At 62.4% G+C, this 1217-nt stretch carries 2 protein-coding genes; both read left to right on the top strand.

The annotated features are described in order from the left end of the window. A partial coding sequence (locus GY725_10570; GenBank protein ID MCP4004629.1) for a site-specific integrase occupies nt 1-987 on the top strand: 987 nt, incomplete at its 5' end. Beyond that, nucleotides 984-1217: hypothetical protein (locus GY725_10575; protein ID MCP4004630.1), on the top strand; the 234-nt coding region annotated here is incomplete at its 3' end. The genes GY725_10570 and GY725_10575, both read left to right, overlap by 4 nt.

A 1217-nucleotide genomic window follows, 5' to 3' on the forward strand; every position in this document is an offset into this window, starting at 1 on the left:
AACACGTTCGGCGCTCTGGCGCGACAGTTCGTGGAGCAGGAGCAGCGCGACCGCAGGCATAATCGAACGTGGAAGAAGCAGGCGCGCGACACGCTTGGTCTCGTCTATGACGACGATGATGCGCCCCCGACCATTCGACCAGGGTCCCTGGTCTACCGCTGGTGCGACAAGCCCGTGTCGGAGATCACAGCAGACGAAGTTTGCTCCGTCATCCGGGAGTCCTACCGGAGCGGCGTGCCGGGACGCACCTCGAGAGTCGCCGGTGTCGCCAGCAGTCGGGAGCGCGAGATGAACAAGACGCTGAGCCGCATGCTGAAGTGGCTCCATCGGGAGGGGCTCATCGACGGCACCGCGCTGGCGGGCATTCATCCGGCTGAGCCAGGGCGCGACCGCGACCGCGTGCTGTCGGATAAGGAACTCAAGGCACTGTGGACAGCACTGGACGACTCCGCGTTCTCCAACGTGATCCGAGTCATGATCGTGACCGGCGTCCGCAGAGGCGAGGCCGAGGCCATGCGGTGGGACGAGCTCTCGTCTGACTGGACGATCCCGGCCGCGAGACACAAGAGCAAGCGGGCACACGTCATTCCGCTGAGCGATCACGTGAAGAAGATCATCAAGTCAATCCCGCGACACGACGGCGAGTACGTGTTCACCACCACGGGCGGCGCTCGACCGGTGTGCGGATTTGGCAAGGTGAAGTACAGGCTCGACGCGGCGCTTCAGTTCAAGGAGCCGTGGCGCTTTCACGATCTGCGCAGGACCGTCGCCACTGGACTAGAGAGACTCGGCTTCGCGCTTCCCGTTACCGAGGCAGTCCTGGGGCACGTGTCTGGATCGAAGTCCGGCGTCGTCGGCATCTATCAGCGCCACGAGTATGCCAAGGAGAAGCGCGGCGCGCTCGACGCATGGGCCGAACATATCGACGCGTTAGTCAAAGGCAAGAAGGCACGTGGCAAGGTCGTGCCCATGAGGGCGCACGCATGAGCCAGCTTCCAGATTGGGAAGACGATGTGGGCATGGCCGCCTGGCTCGACTCGAAGCTGAATGACCTGCTCATGAATAGAATCAATGAGACAAACAAGAGGGCTGCGGCTGATCCCGACCCGTTTCGAGAGTGGCTCGCTTCAGACGGCCCAGCTATACGCGCTGCCGAGCTTGATGATGAAGTCACACTCTTGCGCAAGCGCTATCCCCACATTGCCCGCTTCATTCAT

The sequence above is a fragment of the bacterium genome, from assembly GCA_024226335.1.
Lineage (GTDB): Bacteria > Myxococcota_A > UBA9160 > SZUA-336 > SZUA-336 > JAAELY01.